20 protein-coding genes are annotated in these 15,773 nt (G+C 38.0%); 13 read left to right on the top strand and 7 right to left on the bottom strand.

The window, feature by feature from the left end:
- Positions 1–86 precede the first annotated feature (86 nt).
- A complete protein-coding gene (locus BBI00_RS19260; protein ID WP_065400486.1) occupies positions 87–563 on the top strand; it encodes a SixA phosphatase family protein in 477 nt (158 codons plus the stop codon).
- Positions 544–1,437, top strand: coding sequence for an archaemetzincin (locus BBI00_RS19255; protein ID WP_065400485.1), 894 nt, complete (start codon positions 544–546; stop codon positions 1,435–1,437). Before BBI00_RS19260 ends, BBI00_RS19255 begins: the two co-directional genes overlap by 20 nt.
- Positions 1,438–1,644: 207 nt before the next feature.
- Here the strand turns inward: BBI00_RS19255 and BBI00_RS19250 are convergent, their stop codons facing one another.
- Positions 1,645–3,189 carry a serine hydrolase gene (locus BBI00_RS19250; RefSeq protein WP_065400484.1) on the bottom strand — a complete coding sequence of 515 codons (1,545 nt, stop codon included), beginning with the start codon at positions 3,187–3,189 and terminating at the stop codon, positions 1,645–1,647.
- Positions 3,190–3,280: 91 nt separating this feature from the next.
- On the opposite strand from BBI00_RS19250, the gene BBI00_RS19245 reads away from it, so the two are divergent.
- From BBI00_RS19245 to BBI00_RS19220, 6 genes are all read left to right on the top strand, one after another.
- Positions 3,281–3,745, top strand: a complete 465-nt coding sequence (locus BBI00_RS19245; protein WP_123902321.1) for a hypothetical protein — start codon at positions 3,281–3,283, stop codon at positions 3,743–3,745.
- A 51-nt stretch (positions 3,746–3,796) separates the two neighbouring features.
- Positions 3,797–4,246, top strand: coding sequence for a hypothetical protein (locus tag BBI00_RS19240; protein WP_065400482.1), 450 nt, complete (start codon positions 3,797–3,799; stop codon positions 4,244–4,246).
- The gene (locus BBI00_RS19235; RefSeq protein WP_065400481.1) at positions 4,246–4,743 is read left to right on the top strand and encodes a metallophosphoesterase family protein; all 498 of its coding nucleotides are present in this window, start codon (positions 4,246–4,248) and stop codon (positions 4,741–4,743) included. Before BBI00_RS19240 ends, BBI00_RS19235 begins: the two co-directional genes overlap by 1 nt.
- 95 nt (positions 4,744–4,838) lie before the next feature.
- On the top strand, positions 4,839–5,333 hold the full coding sequence (locus BBI00_RS19230) for a Smr/MutS family protein (protein ID WP_065400480.1): 495 nt from the start codon (positions 4,839–4,841) through the stop codon (positions 5,331–5,333).
- Between the two features lie 18 nt (positions 5,334–5,351).
- Positions 5,352–6,068, top strand: coding sequence for a DUF3822 family protein (locus BBI00_RS19225; RefSeq protein ID WP_065400479.1), 717 nt, complete (start codon positions 5,352–5,354; stop codon positions 6,066–6,068).
- Positions 6,069–6,145: 77 nt separating this feature from the next.
- A complete protein-coding gene (locus BBI00_RS19220; RefSeq protein WP_065400478.1) occupies positions 6,146–6,718 on the top strand; it encodes an RsmD family RNA methyltransferase in 573 nt (190 codons plus the stop codon).
- On the opposite strand, the gene BBI00_RS19215 is transcribed toward BBI00_RS19220, so the two are convergent.
- On the bottom strand, positions 6,715–7,062 hold the full coding sequence (locus tag BBI00_RS19215) for a winged helix-turn-helix transcriptional regulator (RefSeq protein WP_065400477.1): 348 nt from the start codon (positions 7,060–7,062) through the stop codon (positions 6,715–6,717). The genes BBI00_RS19220 and BBI00_RS19215 overlap by 4 nt on opposite strands.
- A gap of 84 nt (positions 7,063–7,146) precedes the next feature.
- On the opposite strand from BBI00_RS19215, the gene BBI00_RS19210 reads away from it, so the two are divergent.
- Complete coding sequence (locus BBI00_RS19210) at positions 7,147–7,746, top strand: nitroreductase family protein (protein ID WP_065400476.1); 600 nt, start codon at positions 7,147–7,149, stop codon at positions 7,744–7,746.
- 248 nt (positions 7,747–7,994) lie between these two features.
- Here the strand turns inward: BBI00_RS19210 and murI are convergent, their stop codons facing one another.
- The 5 genes from murI to BBI00_RS19185 all read right to left on the bottom strand — a co-directional run bounded on the left by murI (position 7,995) and on the right by BBI00_RS19185 (position 13,304).
- Positions 7,995–8,825, bottom strand: coding sequence for a glutamate racemase (gene murI / locus BBI00_RS19205; protein ID WP_065400475.1), 831 nt, complete (start codon positions 8,823–8,825; stop codon positions 7,995–7,997).
- A gap of 61 nt (positions 8,826–8,886) precedes the next feature.
- Positions 8,887–10,011, bottom strand: coding sequence for a radical SAM family heme chaperone HemW (gene hemW, locus BBI00_RS19200; protein ID WP_083988589.1), 1,125 nt, complete (start codon positions 10,009–10,011; stop codon positions 8,887–8,889).
- Positions 10,012–10,062: 51 nt separating this feature from the next.
- On the bottom strand, positions 10,063–11,013 hold the full coding sequence (locus BBI00_RS19195) for a PorP/SprF family type IX secretion system membrane protein (protein ID WP_065400473.1): 951 nt from the start codon (positions 11,011–11,013) through the stop codon (positions 10,063–10,065).
- Between the two features lie 51 nt (positions 11,014–11,064).
- On the bottom strand, positions 11,065–12,138 hold the full coding sequence (locus BBI00_RS19190; RefSeq protein ID WP_174715395.1) for an RluA family pseudouridine synthase: 1,074 nt from the start codon (positions 12,136–12,138) through the stop codon (positions 11,065–11,067).
- Positions 12,139–12,212: 74 nt separating this feature from the next.
- A complete protein-coding gene (locus BBI00_RS19185) occupies positions 12,213–13,304 on the bottom strand; it encodes a PASTA domain-containing protein (protein WP_065400472.1) in 1,092 nt (363 codons plus the stop codon).
- Between the two features lie 156 nt (positions 13,305–13,460).
- Between BBI00_RS19185 and BBI00_RS19180 the strand changes: the two genes are divergently transcribed.
- From BBI00_RS19180 to BBI00_RS22990, 4 genes are all read left to right on the top strand, one after another.
- Positions 13,461–14,444: a D-alanine--D-alanine ligase gene (locus BBI00_RS19180; protein ID WP_065400776.1), complete on the top strand. Its 984-nt coding sequence runs from the start codon at positions 13,461–13,463 to the stop codon at positions 14,442–14,444.
- Between the two features lie 4 nt (positions 14,445–14,448).
- Complete coding sequence (locus BBI00_RS19175) at positions 14,449–14,904, top strand: hypothetical protein (RefSeq protein ID WP_165602566.1); 456 nt, start codon at positions 14,449–14,451, stop codon at positions 14,902–14,904.
- 3 nt (positions 14,905–14,907) lie between these two features.
- Positions 14,908–15,372, top strand: a complete 465-nt coding sequence (coaD, locus tag BBI00_RS19170) for a pantetheine-phosphate adenylyltransferase (protein WP_047098871.1) — start codon at positions 14,908–14,910, stop codon at positions 15,370–15,372.
- Between the two features lie 129 nt (positions 15,373–15,501).
- On the top strand, positions 15,502–15,765 hold the full coding sequence (locus BBI00_RS22990) for a four helix bundle protein (protein ID WP_317040194.1): 264 nt from the start codon (positions 15,502–15,504) through the stop codon (positions 15,763–15,765).
- The last annotated feature ends 8 nt before the right edge of the window (positions 15,766–15,773 follow it).

Genomic DNA, 15,773 nt, shown 5'->3' with positions numbered 1-15,773 from the left:
TTTTATTCATAACGCAGTTTTTTTATATAAATCATGTTTTATTCCATTATTTTTTTTATAATTTTAATCTTCCAAAAAACAGATATATGAAGAGACTCATCCTCGTTAGACATGCAAAAAGCGACTGGCCGGAAGAAACCGACGACTTTGACAGACCCTTGGCAGACAAAGGTTTGGAGGATGCTATGAACATGTCAAGATTCCTTAAAAACAATAATATTTCCATCGATCATTTTGTATCGAGCCCGGCAGTGCGTGCCCTTAATACCTGCAAGATTTTTAATCAGACTTATCAGCTGAACTGTTCTACTGATCAAAAATTATATAATCCGTCAGAAAGAAGTTTTGAATCTGTCATCTATGACCTGGATGACAATCTGAACTCAGTGGCCTTTTTCTCCCACAATAATGGGATCTCCAATTTTGCCAATTCCATTTCTGAAGATATTTTTCATTTTCCTACCTGCGGAGTAGCCGGCTTTGAAGTAGACTGCAATTCATGGTCCGAGTTCGACGGTGCGAAAAAGAAACTTCTATTCTTTTATGAGCCCGGGAAAATATAATCTTATCCCGACTCTTCTTTATGCCATAGTCTCTGTATTCTTTTTTTCATGTCAGAAAAAGGAAAAGACCTATTTTGAAACGATAGCAAGCAATGATGTAAAATTATCCACCACTCCCAAACCCGGAAGCTGGAGGTATAATCATGATGAAAAATTTCAGAAATTCGAAGACTTCCGGAAATTAAAAAAAATTAAGCCGGAACCCCATAAAAATACAATTTATCTTCAGCCGATAGGGCAGTTCAATGAGCTTCAGCAAAAGGAAATAGAACTCACAAGGGAATATTTAAAAATATATTTTCAGCTGGAAACGAAGATTCTTCCGGCACTGACCAACGATATTTTCCCTGAAAATGTAAGAAGAACTGCTGATGAGGGCAAGGAGCAGCTATTGGCAGGCTATGTATTAGACAGTATCCTGATCAGACGAAAACCCAAAGATGCTGTTGTATTGATGGGAATCACAGAGAAAGATCTTTTTCCCCAACCTGAATGGAACTATGTTTTTGGACTTGCCTCTTATGAAGACGGCGTAGGCGTTACCTCGATGTACAGATTTGCCGGCGGCCCGTTAACAGACTCTAACTTCAATACAAGTTTTTTAAGATTAATAAAAATCAGTTCCCACGAGATCGGGCATATGTTTGGGATCAGCCACTGCCTGAATGCCAATTGTGTGATGAACGGAACCAATTCCCTTACTGAAACCGATTTTCATTATGCAAGAGCCTGTTCGTTATGTCAGAGAAAACTGAACTCCAGTATACCTTATGACAATAAGAAAAGACTTCTTGAGCTGAAAAATTTCTTTGAAAAACAAAATTTCAACACAGAATTTTCCTTGGTACAGCAAGACCTTAATCTTCTTCAGTAAACCAGGACTAAAGCCCGTTTCTATGGAATTCGTTGATTTACAGCATTAGTCTTATCATTCTAAAAATCTGCGTCATCAGCCCAATCTGCGAACGAACCACCATTATGGAAAACTAATGTGAGCCATTTGTATTTATTGAATATCCATTTAAAAATAAAGAACGGACCAAAGCCCGTTCTCCTGTCAATATTTTCTATCAATCCTGTATTATTTCTTCTTCAGATCCAGATCATCAAAATCAAAACTGAAATCCGTTACATCAGAAATTGCTTTCAGCCTTGCCGACTGTGCTTTACCTGTTTCGACATAATCAAAGATGATATAGGCATCTGCATCATAGCTCCTGTCATCCCATTTGATAATGAAGGAATTATTAGAATAAGGAAGCAGCTCTCCCTTTAATCTCGGTGAATTTTTACATGAAATTCTATAGGTATTCCCCTGCTGCGCAATTTCTACATCTCCAAACCAGGCATCGTTATACGTTCCGGTAAACTGCTCTGCTTTTGGCTGAAGTGCTTTTTCTTTTTTGAATGCTTCTGATTTGGCATAGGCATCTTTCTTTTGCTTATTAAACTCTGCCTCCATTTTAGACATTCTGTCTCCGTATGTCTTCAGCCAGTTTCTGTCTGCCACGCCAAGGTAAGAGTCCTTTACCGTATTGGTAATCGTATTGAAAGCTGCCCCGGATTGCTGATTCGTTAATACTACAATTCCCAGTTTCAGGTCAGGAATCAGGGTAAACTGGGTTACCGTACCGATCAGTCCTCCCGTATGCTGTACCTGCTTGTGGCCTTTCACATCACTCAGGAACCAGCCTAGACCATATCCGTAAAAGCTTGTATCATAAGGATTCTTTGCTGCTACCCTGTCAGGAATCTGAAGGCTCCATAACTGCTGAACATTTTTATCGGAAACTAATTTTTTACCGTCTTTAGTGGTGAAATTATTCAAAAGGCACTCTGCCCAGGTCGTCATATCTTTAATATTACTCATGATCCCTCCTGCGGCATTGGCTGTTTCATTCCAGTCATGAGGAACAGCAACAGCTTTTCCGTCTACAGGAGCGTGCGCATCAATTTTATTAGCAGCTGCTTTCGCTCTGGTATAGCTTCCGAAACTGGATGTCATTCCTACCGGTTTCATGATTCTCTGCTCAATAAATTCCGCCCAGCTTAATCCGGAGACCCTGTGGATCACTTCACCGGCTACAATGAACATAATATTGTTATAATCCAGTTTTGTTCTGAAAGGATTTTCCGGTTTCAGGTATCTTACATTGTGAACAATATCATTGACGGTCAGGCTTCCTCCTTCCGGGAAAAACATCAGATCTCCCTGTCCCAATCCCAATCCGGCTCTGTGGGTAATCAGGTCTTTTACGGTTACATTTTGGGAAACGTACGGATCGTACATCTGAAATTCAGGAATATATTTTGAAACTTTATCATCCCAGTTCAATTTTCCTTCATCGGCCAGGATCGCTAGTGCTACACAGGTAAATCCTTTGGAGTTGGAGGCAATACCTACCAGTGTATTGTCATCCATAGGCTGTCTGGAAGTAAGAGAACGTACACCAAACCCTTTGGAATAGGTTACTTTTCCATCTTTTACAATTCCCACCGACATTCCCGGCACGTCAAAGGTTTTTAAGGTATTTTGGATCAGTTCATCCAGCTTTTTTTCTTCAACCTGCGCATTGGCCAATCCAACGGTCAAAAGAAAAATGAAAAAAGAAAATTTCTGTTTCATTGTTTTTTTAATTTTCCCAAATTTAATAAATATGATGCTAACTTTGCAGCGTAAAAAATTTTGTTATTTTTCATTAATCAGCCATCATCCTATGAAAAAATCTGTCTGCATCTTTTTAATATCTTTTTCTGCCGTCGGTTTCATGAAAAGTCAGGACAGAACTTCTGATCCTTTACTTCTTCAGACATGGAATCTGAAAAGTATGGACACTTATATTTATACCTACGAAAAGCAAAAGGCTTTTGAAAAAAAAAGACATGGGCTCAGGTTTCAGAAAAACGGAAAAATTACAGGAAATCTTGAAAGTTCTCCTTTCAGGTTTAATATGCAGGAAAATACTCCTTCTAAAAATTTAAGGTTTGACCTGTATATCGGAGCATGGAAAAAAGCTTCTGATACGGCTGTTAACCTTCTTTTTCCTTCCAATGCCAATATGAACGGTACATTTGTCATTTCCAAACTGACGGAGAATGAACTGAAGCTGAAAAAAGTCTTCAGCGCAGAGATCGAAAAAAAACTGGATTCTATACGCAGGACAAAAGATATTTCTTACTAAAAAGCACCATTAATTAAAGCTTCTTTATATTTGCAGTCTAAAAAATAAACAATGAGATTCAACAGATTATTAGCCCTGTTCTTACTGATGATAAGCTGTAATTTATATTTTTCTCAGGAAGTAACCATCAAGGATGATAAAGTTTTACTGGATGGGAAACAGATCCTGAAAGCAGAAAAGATCAATGCAGCCCAATATTCATTTTTTTCTATGAAGGATGATGAGGAGGTTCTTCTTTACCGGTATATGGATAACGAAACCCCAAGATATGTAAGTGATGATTATTTCATCCTCAATTTCCTGACCGAAAAAACAAAAGTAGAGTCTACGGATATGGCCAAAATTGCCAATTTTATGAATTCTAAAAAAGGAATGGAGAAACTGGTAAGATGGCTGCTGAAAGAAAGAGTGATCAATCATGACGGAGAACTGAACTCTGAGCGTGTCGCTGTTTTTAAAGATAAATACGACGAAAATATTACTGAAAGAACGCTTAGATAATGACAAAGATCCTTCTCCTTTCCGATTCCCATTCCTATATAGATGACCGCATTCTTGAATATGCTTCTCAGGCTGATGAAGTGTGGCACTGCGGAGATTTCGGGAGTCTGGATGTCATTGAACAGCTGGAAAAAATAAAACCTTTAAAAGGCGTTTACGGAAATATCGACAATGCTAAAATTCAGGCTGAATTTCCGGAAGTCAACCGTTTCTTCTGTGAAAAGCTGGAGGTTTTAATGATCCATATCGGTGGATATCCCGGGAAATATAGTCCATTGACAAAAAAAGAGATTGCTGAGAAAGCTCCCAGATTATTTATTTCAGGGCATTCACACATTTTGAAAGCCATGTATGATGAGAAAAATAATCTGCTTCACCTGAATCCCGGTGCCTGTGGAAAACAGGGCTGGCACAAAGTGAGAACGATGATGCGGTTTGTGGTGGATGGCGAAGAGGTCAAAGATCTGGAAGTTATTGAACTGGGGCCAAGAGTATAACGAGAGAGAGGGTCTGAGAGTTTGAGGCTTGTCTTCATACATTTTACTTTCTACCTTTGTACAGATATTGGATTCAGATAAGTCTTAAAAAAATTATGAAGATCGGCGATAAGGTTTCGGCAGTAGATGAAGATTTAAGCGGAGTAGTCACTTCCGTGAAGGGAAATATTGTGGTTTTTAAAGATGAGTACGGCTTTACCCATCAATATCCGAAAGAAAAACTGGTTCCGAAAGATGCTGATCTGTATGAAAATATCAGGATCGTAAAAAAAGCAGAGCCTAAAAAAATTATTTCTAAGAAACATCAGAAAAATCATTTGGTTTTAGACCTGCATTTTCATAATTTGGTAAAGAATCCTGATGACTATGACAGCTTCGAAAGATTGTTTATTCAGAAAGAAAAACTGATTGAAGTGATTGAGTTCTGCAGAAAGAATCACCTGAAGAGATTGGAGATTGTTCACGGTATTGGTGACGGAACTTTGCAGAGAATGGTGCGGGATGTGCTGGAAAGCCAGGTTAATATTGATTTTTATAATAAGGAAATACTTCACCATCAATCAGGTGCGGTAATGGTAGAATTTCACTAAATTTGCAGGAATTGAAATATGAACGTACTTAATTTACTTTTTACCAAAGACGGACTGATCTATCAGATTGTGAAAAACAAGAGCATTCTGGAAGAAAAGTCTTATTTCGTTACCGAAGAAACTCCCGCTGATCTTATTGATGCAAAACTTGATGAAGTTCTTATCAGGCAGCGATTTGATGAAATTCAGGTGATTTCGGCACTGAATCATTTTACACTGATGCCGGAAGGTTTTTCCCAGCATGATACAGGCTTTGACCTTATCGCCTTCAATGCTCCGGCAGACCGTGATAAAGAAGAGCTGATGCTGTCTATCAATAAAAAATTCGGAATTCAGTTTTATTATACTTTCCCGAAAGATTATTACAGAAAAATAAAAGAATTGGCCCTGCCGGTTCATTTCAATTTTTCCGGTGAAAAGTTCCTGAGCTCCATTAGTAATAAGAATAATAAGGAAATTCACATCAACCTTTATCACAATCAATGTGAGTTTTTCGCCATTGATAACAAAAAGATTATTCTTTACAACAATCTGGATGTCAATTCGGAGGTGGATTTTCTTTACTTTATCATGTTTACATTGAGCAAGATAGGTTTTGGAATCAATGAAACCAGCTTTTATGCTTATGGTGAAACAACGGAAAACGAAACCTTCATATCCGAACTTCAGAAATTCGTTAAAAACCTGAAAATTGTTTTTGACAATATTCCCAACAAGAATTTTATACTTAATTAGATTGCAGACCGCAGCTATTTGGGATCGGATCCCCTACACTGTCACCTGAAATCTATTACCTAAACCCTACGAAAAATATGTTCAGAATAATATCCGGAAAATGGAAAGCCAAAAAAATTGCTGCACCTAAAAACTTTGAAGTGCGGCCAACCACTGATTTTGCTAAAGAAGCATTATTCAGTATTCTGGAAAATAAATATGATATGCAGTCGATTTCCGTGCTTGATCTTTTCGCAGGAATCGGGTCTATTTCCCTGGAATTTGCTTCCAGAGGATGTCAGGATATCATGTCTGTAGAAATGAATCCAAAGCATACAGCATTTATCAATTCTACCGCTTCAGAACTTGACATGGCACTTCAGATCAATGTACAGCGAGGTGATGTATTTGACTGGCTGAAAAAATTCAGAAACAAAAAATCCTTCGAGATTGTTTTCTCAGATGCTCCTTTTGAAATGGAAGAGAAAAAGTACTATGAGCTGATCTCGCTGGTTTTAAACAATAAATATTTAAAAGAGAACGGAGTTCTTATTGTGGAACATCAGAGCCGCATGAAGCTTGAACACCCCAATCTGACCGATACCAGAAAATACGGAAACGTGAGTTTCAGTTTTTTTGAACCGAATAAAGAAGATAATCAGGAACTTTAATTCCTGATTATTTTTTTTGATTTCTCGGGAGCACTTTTACCCCAGTCTGTAATGGCTTCCAACACCGGAAGCAGGGTTTTTCCAAAATCCGTTAAGGTATATTCAACCATTAAAGGAGGCTTTTCTGTAAATACCTTCCTGTCGATAATATGATCTTCCTCCAACTGCTTAAGCTGAAGGCTCAGGGTTCTTTCTGTAATCGTAGGAATCAATTTCCTCAGTTCATTATATCTTTTCGCACCGTCTATCAGGTGATATAAAATGACTGCTTTCCATTTCCCTCCTATAAAACGCATGGTTACACTGGTACAGCAAGGGTATTTTTTATTATCAATTGTATACATTTTTATACTATCATTTTTTACCGTTATTGCAAAGTTAATAAACTTAAATTAATTTTGTAACTATAAAAATGATAGTATAAAATTATGAACTTTTTAGACAAAATGAAAAACAGGTATACTGTAAAAAAGTATAACCCTCAAGGAAAAATCAGTGATGAACAGATTGAAGAGCTTAAAGAAATTCTGAATCTCAGCCCCTCATCCATTAACAGCCAGCCATGGAACTTCATCTTTGTAAGTGATCCTGAACTGAAGAAACAACTGGCAGAAGTGTCTTTCATCAACAAAGAAAAAGTATTGGACTGCAGCCACCTGATTATTTTTCAGGTTTTGAAGAACACAGCAGATTTTGAACAGCAGATTGAAGAAAGCCTTCCGGAAGGAAATGTGAATTACTACAAAAACAGGGTAAAAATCAAAGGTGAAGAGTCGGTAAAATCCTGGTTAGGGCATCAGGTTTACCTTTCTTTAGGCGTATTGCTTTCTGCGTGTGCAGCTATGGGAATAGATTCTACACCAATGGAAGGCATCGAGCCGGAACAGTATGATGATCTGCTGAAAAATGAAAAATATGAAACGCTATTTGCAGTTGCCATCGGACAGAAAGATGAAACAGATACAAACCAACCAAAATTCAATCCGAAATCAAGGCTGAAAGCTGAAAAAGTAATCGTGGAGGCATAATCTCTATTTCACAAATACCAATGCTATCTTGAACGATGGCTGCAGGTGATCTCAGGAATTTTATGTTTTAGGATGATCTCGCAGATTTAACAGGTAACGCAGATTTCTCCTGATATAATTAAGTAAACAGAGCTAACGTGAAAGGCTATCTTTTGTCTGCATTTACGCTGTCTTATTTTCCACAAACATCTGCGAAATTGGCGGGAAAAATAAAAAAGTCTGCTTCATTGTTGAAGCAGACTTTATATTTATAATACTTTCAGTTCCAAATCAATTGTTTTACCGAAGAATTTCTTGGAGATCTTTTCAAAGTTCTTGGTAAGATCTGAAAGATAGAAATGATAATTCGGTTTAGGATTGTTATCATTCAGAAGATTGTACTTATCCAGAATGATCTTCAGATGGTTGGCTACAATATTGGGAGAATCGATGACACGCACCCTGTTTCCGTAGTACTGTTTGATCTCATCAATCAGAAGCGGATAATGGGTACACCCCAGGATCAGGGTCTCAATATTTTTCAGTTTATTATTGCTCAGATAATTGTAGATAATAGCGTGTGTGATGGGATGGTTCTTAAACCCTTCTTCAATGGCAGGCACCAACAGTGGAGTTGCGAGCTCGTCTACTTTGATCCATTTATTATGCTTTCTGATGCTTTTCTTATATAATCCGGAATTCACGGTGGCCTTAGTGGCAATAACTCCTACGTTATTGTGTATTTCATAAGATACTTTTTCAGCAACAGGGTTGATCACGTCTATTACAGGAACTTTTCCGGCCACCGACTGCATCACTTCATTCAATGCATTAGCTGTTGCCGTATTGCAGGCAATGACAATAGCTTTACAGTTCTGCTCCAGCAGAAAATTGGTGATTTTTGTAGAATATTCTATAATAGCTTCTTTCGACTTTTCACCATAAGGAAGGTGCTTCGTATCTCCGAAATAGATAAGGTCTTCATTAGGAAGAAGCCTCTTGATTTCCTTGGCAACGGTAAGCCCTCCTACCCCGCTGTCGAAAATCCCGATAGGCTGACTGGGTGAAAGATGTGAATAATCTTGTTTTTTAGTTTTCAAATGAAGTGAAATTTTATACAAAAATAGTGAATTTTATGGCATACTTGTATATCTACCCACATTATACGATAAACAAATCCGAAGCAATTCCGTCTGCCATGAACCAGTGCTTTTCAGGGATTTTTAAATGATTATTTTCAATGATTAAAACGCCTTCTTCAATTTTAGATTTGATTTCTGCCTGAAGGTGTTCCTGCATTCTATCTGAAAATTTACTTTTCAGGCTTTCCAGGTCAACTCCCCAGGTAGTACGCAACCCGATCATGATCATTTCATTGAACTGATCTTCCAGGGATAGAATTTCTTCTTCTTTTGCCAGCTGTTTATCATTAAGTTTCTTATTATATTGCTGATTATTGGCTACATTCCAGCTCCTGACATCAAAACCGTTATAAGAATGGGCAGAGGGGCCTATTCCCAGATATTCCTGATATTTCCAGTAGGCAGAATTGTGTCTGGAATAGAATCCGGGCTTCGCAAAGTTGGATACTTCATAATGTTCAAAGCCATTGTCTTTCAGAAAATCCGACAGATAATAAAATTCCCTGTTTTGCTCTTCTTCTTTAGGACTTTTCACCTTTCCTTTTGATATCCAGTTTTCCAGAGCAGTTTTGGGTTCCACCGTTAAAGCATAGGAAGAAATATGAGGAACCTCCAGTGCTATGGTTTTGTTTAGATTTTCTTTCCAGATCTCAAGATTGGAGGTAGGCGAACCGTAAATTAGATCAATACTCAGGTTTTCAAATCCGAAATCCTGGGCCCTTTTGATCGAACTCTCTGCTTCTGACGCAGTGTGAGCCCTGTTCATCAGTTTAAGATCTTCTTCAAAAAAACTTTGGGTCCCTATCGAAAGTCTGTTGACAGGAGTTCCGGCCAGCTGCTTCAAAAAATTTTTATCCAGATCATCGGGATTGGCTTCGAGAGTAATTTCTATATCTTTTTCAAAACTGAAGTACTTTAGGACTTCATCAATTAAAGAATTGATCTCATCTACTGAGAGAATAGAAGGAGTTCCCCCTCCAAAGTACAATGATTTCAGAGATTTGTTCTGCAGTTCATTCCTTCTGAGCATGATTTCAGTCTTCATAGCACGCAGCATTTCATCCTTGAAATTCAAAGATGTTGAAAAATGAAAGTTACAGTAGCTGCATTTCTGTTTACAGAAAGGGATGTGAATGTATATCATAAAAAAAGCCCTGGAAAAATCCAGAGCTCAAATTTATTTAAATTAAATTGATTAATATCTAAATCCTCTAACATTAATAAAGTTATCGAAGTTATAACCAAGACCGATCATGAAGCTGTTTCCTCCATAAGACTGAATATCAGATATTCCAAGGTTATACGTTGCTCCGATCATAAATTTGTTGAATCTCACTTTTACAATTGGAGAGATACTCAGGTTCTGATTGTCGAATCTGTTCTGAACCGTTCTGTAGCTTACCCCGAAAGAGAATGCGTTGATATCATTGGAGAACGTCGCCATAAGGTTCCAGTCGATCATTCTTGTTGAGTTGGTATTCAGGTTGATCAAAGCTGAAGGTGCTAAGGTAATATTATCAGCGATATTCCAGTTATACCCTAAGTTTAAGAAAAATTTGATTGGTGAAGGCTCGTAGTTGTTGACGATAGAAGCATCATTGCTTAATGCGATATCATTCACGGAAACGCCTCCGAATAATCCTCTGTAGGTAGCTGCTAAACCGAAGTTGGCATATACCATAAAGATATTACTTTCTTCACCTCTTAATAATGGATCACCTCCTTCCTCAGTATTGATTTTGGAGTAATCAAAATTCATGTTATAAAAGTTAACGCTTGTACCGAAAGAGAACTGATCTTTTCTGTCTCCTTCACTGCTTAAAGGAATAAAATATGAAGCACCTGCTGTAATACCACCAGCAGAAATAGGCCCGTTGCTGTCTCTGAATACGGAGATACCAGCACCCACTCTATCAAAGATATTCGCATTGATCCCGAGTGACTGTACATTCGGAGAATTGCTGAATTTGGAAAATTGTTGTTGATAATTGGCGTTGAGCTGTACGTAATCTGTTTTTCCGTATTGAGCTGGGTTGAACAGGAACTCACCATCCAAAAGATATTGCTGATAGTATGGTAGTGATTCTTGTGCTTTGTATGCATTTGACAAAAGAGCTAAACATACGATAGCATATAGTTTTCTCATAACAAATCTTGATTTCAATTCAACAAATATAAAAAAATTCTCAATATATTTTTAGTTTTCCAAATAATTTCTCCATTTTTTTACAGCATCCGCCATATCTTTGGGCATTGGGCTTTCAAAATATAATTCCTTTTTTGTTGTCGGGTGTATAAATCCAAGGGTGTGCGCATGAAGGGCATGTCTTGGAAGAATCTCAAAAACATTTTTGATAAACTGTTTGTATTTCGGAAGATTGATCCCTCTCAAAGGCGTATGTCCTTCGTATCTTTCATCATTGAACAGGGTATGCCCGATATGTTTGAAGTGAGCTCTGATCTGGTGTGTTCTTCCGGTTTCAAGTTTGCATTCTACCCAGGTCATATATTTGAAACGTTCCAGTACCTTATAATGGGTTACCGCATGTTTCCCCTGGCTGCCGTCCTCGTATACGGACATCTGCATTCTGTTTTTAGGATGTCTTCCGATGTGCCCACGGATGGTTCCTTCCTCATCCTGAAGATTTCCCCATACAAAAGCCCAGTACAGTCTCTTTGTAGTCCTGTTGAAGAACTGTTTGGCGAGAAAACTTAATGCATATTCATTCTTGGCAATTACCAGAAGCCCGGAAGTGTCTTTATCAATTCTGTGTACCAGTCCTACCCTGTCGAGGTCAGATTTATCGCCATTCTTTTCAAAATGAAAAGCCAGTGCATTCACAAGGGTACCGTCCCAGTTCCCGTGTCCCGGATGCACCACCATTCCCGCTTCCTTGTCTACTACTACAAGATCATCATCTTCATAAACGATATTCAGAGGAATATCCTGAGGAATAATGACATTTTCTCTCGGAGGATGCGTAAGCAATACGGAAATCTGATCTCCCGGCTTCACACGATAATTCTGCTTTACGGCAGTTCCGTTCACTATAACGTTTCCGGCCCTGCAGGTCTGCGAAATTTTATTTCTGGAAGAATTCTGCCTGTAGATCAGAAGGAATTTGTCTATTCTTAAAGGTTCCTGCTTAGGATCAACAGTGATGTTAAGATGCTCATACAATCCTTTATTTTCCTCATCAATATCGATGTTTTCGATACTGTTGGAATCTAATAATTCTTCATCTAAAAAATCTTCGTTATCTTCTGACATTGTTTTATATTTTTTACACAAAAGGCTTCAACATTTTGCAGTTGAAGCCAGTATTTTTTGATATTAATCTGATTTTATTCTACGACTACCTTCTTAGCTTTCGGCTTTTGGGCAGGCTGTGTTGCAGTGGTAGAGGAAGCCGGCTTGGCTGTACTTCCTGCTGCAGGAGTATTAGAAGACGTTTTAGGTTTTTCTGTTCCTGTACCTGAAGGCTTAGGGGTGGTGGTCTGAGCCTTCGGAGTCTCTGTTTTAGGCACTTCCGGCTTAGGGGTTTCTTTTTTAGGTGCCGGAGGAGGTACTACCGGAGCTTCATATACCGGTTCATTGTGTACTTCTTCATATCGTACCGGAGGCAGCGAAGTATCTACTTTCATACGGTAAATAGAATTCAGCTGTTCTACTTTTGCTCTGAGCTCGGCAGGTGTACGCTTACTTGCCCAAAGGTCAATCTGCATTCCCTGGTCACGAACATCTCCTGCAGCCGGATCCTGATAATAAATGATATCAGACTCATCCTTACCGCCATCTTCATATTCTACCAGTCCTACTTCAAACATACTCTTGGTAATCACCGCTCTTGCTTCTTTTACAGAAAGTCCTACCACATTAGGAATAGAGATATTTCTCATAGGTCCTGATCCTACTACTACATCAATAATGGAGAATCTAGGAATTTTAGCTCCCGGATTTACGGCATTTCCTTTATATAAGATCCTTAAAAGGGCATCTTTCTGGATACTTGGCTCATAGATGGTATCCCCGATCTTAAGACCTACCTGATCCAGTCTCTGGAATGCCAGTCCCGAGTATTTGTTGATCACATCCGGAACAACAATAGGAGCCCAGGTTCTTGGATTCACTTTAAGACGTACAGTTCTTCCGTCCTTCACACGGGAACCTGGTGCCGGGTAAACCTGCAGCACCTGAAACGGTCTGTATTTAGGGTCATAATTGGCACTGTCTACTTCATATTCCAATCCGGTGTCATCTAATATTTTAACGGCATCATGCACCGATTTATTTACTACATTGGGAACAGGGATTTCCTGACCGTGATTCGTATGGTACTCCAACCAGCGGAATGTAAGCCATACCAGACCCACAAAAACACCGATGGCTACTACTAAATTCACTAAAACTTTCCAATTGAAAAGTGATTTAAGCATACTTAAAAATACTTTAATTATAACCGCAAATATAGCTAATAATTTTAGAATGGACTTTTTATTTAACACAATTCATTTTTGATTTTAAAATTTACCGATTTCCCGTATTGCATTATATAAAATCATTAAATTTGCCTTAATTGATACTATATGGTTATGAACAAAAAAAGTGTTGCCGTAGTAATGGGAGGCTATTCTGACGAATATGTGGTTTCCTTAAAAAGCGGACAGCTGATCTATGATTCTTTAGACAGAAATCTGTATGATGTATATAAAGTGGTAGTCCTGAAAGACGAATGGTATTTTTTAGGAGAAAATGATAAGAAATATGAGATCAACAGAGGTGATTTTTCTGTGACCTTAGACAATGGTGAAACATTGAAATTTGACGTATGTTTCAACATCATCCACGGAACTCCGGGTGAGAACGGGATTCTTCAGGCTTACTGGGATGCAATAGGCCAGAAATATACAGGCTGTGATTTTTATCAGAGTGCCCTTACCTTCAATAAAAAAGATACTCTTGCCGTACTCTCAAAATACGGGATTCCTTCTGCAAAAAGTATTTACTTAAGAAAAGGAGAAGCCATTGATGTTGATAAGATCGTGGAAGAACTGAACCTTCCTCTTTTTGTAAAGCCCAACCAGTCCGGATCTTCTCTGGGAATTTCAAAAGTGAAAGAAAAATCCGAATTGATTGCTGCCACTGAAATTGCATTCAAAGAAGACGACGAAATCCTGATTGAAAGTTTCCTGAACGGTATGGAAGTTTCCGTAGGTGTTATCGATTTCAAAGGAGAAACCATTGTATTGGGAATTACCGAAATTGTACCTACCAACGAATTTTTTGACTACGAAGCTAAATATGAAGGCGCTTCTGAAGAAATTACCCCTGCAAGAATTGATGAAGAAACCACAAAAAGAGTGGAAGAAATTGCTAAAAGAGCTTACAATTCTTTAGGCATGAGCGGTTTTTCACGCAGTGAATATATCCTGATGGACGGTATTCCTTATATGCTTGAAATGAATACCAACCCTGGATTCTCTCCTGCAAGTATTCTTCCTCAACAGGCCAGACATTATGGAATTTCCATCATGGACCTTTGTGGAAATGAAGTTGAAAAAGCCCTTAATAAATAAGCAGATGATCAGGCTTCTTACTATTTCATTATTTATTTCTTCTTCAGCATTTGCTCAAAAAGAGTTCACTGCGCTCAGATTAGATTTACCCAAAAATAAGCTTGAGCCGCAACACGTCAATTTTACTCCTGACGAGATCTATCTGGATCATAAAAAATGTTTCGGCTATATCAAAAAAAATGATGTGATCATTGATAATGAAACAGTTCCGAATTATTTTGAAATCAGCTCTCTGGACAACGAAGTATTATTTTCAGGGGTGATCAGGAAAAATGAAAGCGGAAATTTTGAAAGTAAGATCAAGTTTCATCCCATTGACAAAGTTTATAAGAATTCAAAAATTATAGGAAGAAATGATTTAATCTTAAATCTGTCTTCCAATCAGGTTCTCAATAATAACTGCAGCCTCAACCTTGACAATCTAAGGCTGTTCTACGAAAAATCAAACGAAAACAACTAGGATATGAAAATTGCTGTTTTCCCTGGATCTTTTGATCCTATTACACTGGGACATTATGACATTATAGAAAGAGCGGCTCCGCTGTTTGATAAACTCATCATTGCCATCGGACAGAATTCCCAGAAAAAATATATGTTTCCTCTTGAAAAAAGAATGGAATTCATTCAAAACTCTGTGGCAGAATTTCCCAATGTGGAAGTAGATTCATTCGAAGGACTTACCGTAGACTACTGCTTCGAAAAAAATGCTCAATACATCATCAGGGGACTTAGAAATCCTGCTGATTTTGAATTCGAAAAAGCAATAGCCCACACCAACAGAACTTTAGCCCACAAAAAATTAGAAACCGTATTTTTACTGACCTCTTCAGGGAAATCATTCATCAGCAGCAGCATCGTAAGGGAAATCATCACCCACGGCGGTGAATATGAGCTGATGGTTCCGGATTCCGTCAGGGTTGAAAGATAAATACAATGAGCAATGAGTAATGAGTAATTTTGATAATATGGATTTTAATCAGGTTTTTCGTGAAAGAACTAAGAAATTCTCTATTGCTATCATCAGAACACTTTCTGTATTGCCATATTCTGACGCGATATTTCAATCATAAGAAAGCAAATTATAAGATCTTCAACGTCTGTAGCCGCTAATTACAGAGCTGTTTCGAGAGCGAGATCTGAAAAAGAAAAATTTGCTAAAATCTGTATTGTAGTTGAGGAAATCGATGAAACCCAACTTTGGCTTGAAATTATTGAAGAAATGGAATATATAAGTCCGGAAAAAATTCTACATTTAAAATCAGAATGTGAAGAGCTTGTAAAGGTTATGACCAAATATAAATTTAAACTGTCTCAGATTTAAGTGGCATA

It is taken from the genome of Chryseobacterium arthrosphaerae, from assembly GCF_001684965.1.
Classification (GTDB): Bacteria; Bacteroidota; Bacteroidia; order Flavobacteriales; family Weeksellaceae; genus Chryseobacterium; species Chryseobacterium arthrosphaerae.
Note: the sequence above shows the minus strand (reverse complement) of the source record. Positions and strands in the feature narration are given on the sequence as shown.

Bases quoted from the DNA above. Each gene is read 5' to 3' on its own strand.
- BBI00_RS19230 (WP_065400480.1), top strand. From the start codon at position 4,839: ATGAAGATCGGCGATAAGGTTTCGGCAGTAGATGAAGATTTAAGCGGA.
- BBI00_RS19240 (WP_065400482.1), top strand. From the start codon at position 3,797: ATGAGATTCAACAGATTATTAGCCCTGTTCTTACTGATGATAAGCTGT.
- BBI00_RS19180 (WP_065400776.1), top strand. From the start codon at position 13,461: ATGAACAAAAAAAGTGTTGCCGTAGTAATGGGAGGCTATTCTGACGAA.
- BBI00_RS19245 (WP_123902321.1), top strand. From the start codon at position 3,281: ATGAAAAAATCTGTCTGCATCTTTTTAATATCTTTTTCTGCCGTCGGT.
- BBI00_RS19250 (WP_065400484.1), bottom strand. From the start codon at position 3,189: ATGAAACAGAAATTTTCTTTTTTCATTTTTCTTTTGACCGTTGGATTG.
- BBI00_RS19190 (WP_174715395.1), bottom strand. From the start codon at position 12,138: ATGTCAGAAGATAACGAAGATTTTTTAGATGAAGAATTATTAGATTCC.
- coaD (WP_047098871.1), top strand. From the start codon at position 14,908: ATGAAAATTGCTGTTTTCCCTGGATCTTTTGATCCTATTACACTGGGA.
- BBI00_RS19235 (WP_065400481.1), top strand. From the start codon at position 4,246: ATGACAAAGATCCTTCTCCTTTCCGATTCCCATTCCTATATAGATGAC.
- BBI00_RS19185 (WP_065400472.1), bottom strand. From the start codon at position 13,304: ATGCTTAAATCACTTTTCAATTGGAAAGTTTTAGTGAATTTAGTAGTA.
- BBI00_RS19255 (WP_065400485.1), top strand. From the start codon at position 544: ATGAGCCCGGGAAAATATAATCTTATCCCGACTCTTCTTTATGCCATA.
- BBI00_RS19225 (WP_065400479.1), top strand. From the start codon at position 5,352: ATGAACGTACTTAATTTACTTTTTACCAAAGACGGACTGATCTATCAG.
- BBI00_RS19175 (WP_165602566.1), top strand. From the start codon at position 14,449: ATGATCAGGCTTCTTACTATTTCATTATTTATTTCTTCTTCAGCATTT.
- BBI00_RS19260 (WP_065400486.1), top strand. From the start codon at position 87: ATGAAGAGACTCATCCTCGTTAGACATGCAAAAAGCGACTGGCCGGAA.
- BBI00_RS19210 (WP_065400476.1), top strand. From the start codon at position 7,147: ATGAACTTTTTAGACAAAATGAAAAACAGGTATACTGTAAAAAAGTAT.
- BBI00_RS19220 (WP_065400478.1), top strand. From the start codon at position 6,146: ATGTTCAGAATAATATCCGGAAAATGGAAAGCCAAAAAAATTGCTGCA.
- BBI00_RS19215 (WP_065400477.1), bottom strand. From the start codon at position 7,062: ATGTATACAATTGATAATAAAAAATACCCTTGCTGTACCAGTGTAACC.
- BBI00_RS19195 (WP_065400473.1), bottom strand. From the start codon at position 11,013: ATGAGAAAACTATATGCTATCGTATGTTTAGCTCTTTTGTCAAATGCA.
- hemW (WP_083988589.1), bottom strand. From the start codon at position 10,011: ATGATATACATTCACATCCCTTTCTGTAAACAGAAATGCAGCTACTGT.